Annotated in this window: 1 rRNA gene; it reads right to left on the bottom strand. The window is 50.5% G+C overall.

Features of this window, described 5'->3' with window-relative positions:
* Positions 1 to 16: 16 nt before the first annotated feature.
* A 23S ribosomal RNA gene (locus AB3H93_RS14065) occupies positions 17 to 2,930 on the bottom strand.
* Positions 2,931 to 2,980 lie beyond the last annotated feature (50 nt).

The raw sequence follows: 2,980 nt of genomic DNA, 5'->3' as shown, positions 1-2,980 counted from the left end.
TTTTTTCTTTACCAATGTGGTTAAGTCCTCGATCGATTAGTATCAGTCCGCTCCATACATCACTGTACTTCCACTCCTGACCTATCTACCTGATCATCTCTCAGGGATCTTACTTTCTTAAAGAAATGGGAAATCTCATCTTGAGGTGGGCTTCACACTTAGATGCTTTCAGCGTTTATCCCTTCCCTACATAGCTACCCAGCAATGCCCTTGGCAGAACAACTGGTACACCAGCGGTAAGTCCATCCCGGTCCTCTCGTACTAAGGACAGCTCCTCTCAAATTTCCAACGCCCGCGACGGATAGGGACCGAACTGTCTCACGACGTTCTGAACCCAGCTCGCGTGCCGCTTTAATGGGCGAACAGCCCAACCCTTGGGACCGACTACAGCCCCAGGATGCGACGAGCCGACATCGAGGTGCCAAACCTCCCCGTCGATGTGGACTCTTGGGGGAGATAAGCCTGTTATCCCCAGGGTAGCTTTTATCCGTTGAGCGATGGCCCTTCCATGCGGAACCACCGGATCACTAAGCCCGACTTTCGTCCCTGCTCGACTTGTTGGTCTCGCAGTCAAGCTCCCTTCTGCCTTTACACTCTTCGAATGATTTCCAACCATTCTGAGGGAACCTTTGGGCGCCTCCGTTACCTTTTAGGAGGCGACCGCCCCAGTCAAACTGCCCATCTGACACTGTCTCCCACCACGATCAGTGGTGCGGGTTAGAGTGGCCATAACGCAGGGGTAGTATCCCACCAGCGCCTCCATCGAAACTAGCGTTCCGATTTCTACGGCTCCTACCTATCCTGTACATGCGGTACAGACACTCAATATCAAACTACAGTAAAGCTCCATGGGGTCTTTCCGTCCTGTCGCGGGTAACCTGCATCTTCACAGGTACTAAAATTTCACCGAGTCTCTCGTTGAGACAGTGCCCAAATCGTTACGCCTTTCGTGCGGGTCGGAACTTACCCGACAAGGAATTTCGCTACCTTAGGACCGTTATAGTTACGGCCGCCGTTTACTGGGGCTTCAATTCGTACCTTCGCATACGCTAAGCACTCCTCTTAACCTTCCAGCACCGGGCAGGCGTCAGCCCCTATACTTCATCTTACGATTTTGCAGAGACCTGTGTTTTTGATAAACAGTCGCTTGGGCCTATTCACTGCGGCTGATCTTAGATCAGCACCCCTTCTCCCGAAGTTACGGGGTCATTTTGCCGAGTTCCTTAACGAGAGTTCTCTCGCTCACCTTAGGATTCTCTCCTCGACTACCTGTGTCGGTTTGCGGTACGGGTCGTTGTTTTCTCACTAGAAGCTTTTCTCGGCAGTGTGACATCAGGAACTTCGGTACTATTATTTCCCTCCCCATCACAGCTTGTCCGTACAGATAGAAGCATTTGACTCCTATCAAGACTTACTGCTTAGACAGACATTTCCAATCGTCTGCATTCCTTAGCCTCCTGCGTCCCTCCATTGCTCAAACAAAAACAACGAGTACAGGAATATCAACCTGTTGTCCATCGCCTACGCCTGTCGGCCTCGGCTTAGGTCCCGACTAACCCTGGGCGGACGAGCCTTCCCCAGGAAACCTTAGTCATTCGGTGGACAGGATTCTCACCTGTCTTTCGCTACTCATACCGGCATTCTCACTTCTAAGCGCTCCAGCAGTCCTCACGATCTGCCTTCAACGCCCTTAGAACGCTCTCCTACCAATACACCTAAAGGTGTACTCCACAGCTTCGGTAATATGTTTAGCCCCGGTACATTTTCGGCGCAGGGTCACTCGACTAGTGAGCTATTACGCACTCTTTAAATGGTGGCTGCTTCTAAGCCAACATCCTAGTTGTCTGTGCAACCCCACATCCTTTTCCACTTAACATATATTTTGGGACCTTAGCTGGTGGTCTGGGCTGTTTCCCTTTCGACTATGGATCTTATCACTCACAGTCTGACTCCCGGATATGAATGAATGGCATTCGGAGTTTATCTGAATTCGGTAACCCGAGATGGGCCCCTAGTCCAAACAGTGCTCTACCTCCATCATTCTCAATTCCGAGGCTAGCCCTAAAGCTATTTCGGAGAGAACCAGCTATCTCCAAGTTCGTTTGGAATTTCTCCGCTACCCACACCTCATCCCCGCACTTTTCAACGTACGTGGGTTCGGTCCTCCAGTGCGTTTTACCGCACCTTCAACCTGGACATGGGTAGATCACATGGTTTCGGGTCTACGACTACATACTCAAACGCCCTATTCAGACTCGCTTTCGCTGCGGCTCCGTCTCTTCAACTTAACCTCGCATGCAATCGTAACTCGCCGGTTCATTCTACAAAAGGCACGCCATCACCCATTAACGGGCTTTGACTTGTTGTAGGCACACGGTTTCAGGTTCTATTTCACTCCCCTTCCGGGGTGCTTTTCACCTTTCCCTCACGGTACTGGTTCACTATCGGTCACTAGGGAGTATTTAGCCTTGGGAGATGGTCCTCCCGGATTCCGACGGAATTCCTCGTGTTCCGCCGTACTCAGGATCCTCCTAGGTGCCTTCCAAATTTCATCTACGGGGTTTTTACCCTCTTTGACTGACTTTTCCAAGTCATTCGACTATCTGAAAGTACTACCATATTGGAGTCCTACAACCCCAATGAGCAAGCTCATTGGTTTGGGCTTTTCCCGTTTCGCTCGCCGCTACTCAGGGAATCGAATTTTCTTTCTCTTCCTGCAGGTACTTAGATGTTTCAGTTCTCTGCGTCTACCTCGAATGCGCTATGTATTCACGCAAACGTAACATCCTATAAAAGATGCTGGGTTCCCCCATTCGGAAATCTCTGGATCATAGCTTACGTACAGCTCCCCAAAGCATATCGGTGTTAGTCCCGTCCTTCATCGGCTCCTAGTGCCAAGGCATCCACCGTGCGCCCTTATTCACTTAACCTTATCAACCTTGCGGTTGGGTTTTGATCTTTCTTCTAGCGATAGAAGTCC

It is taken from the genome of Enterococcus sp. C74 (genome assembly GCF_040887125.1).
Classification (GTDB): domain Bacteria; phylum Bacillota; class Bacilli; order Lactobacillales; family Enterococcaceae; genus Enterococcus_B; species Enterococcus_B hirae.
Note: the sequence above shows the minus strand (reverse complement) of the source record. Positions and strands in the feature narration are given on the sequence as shown.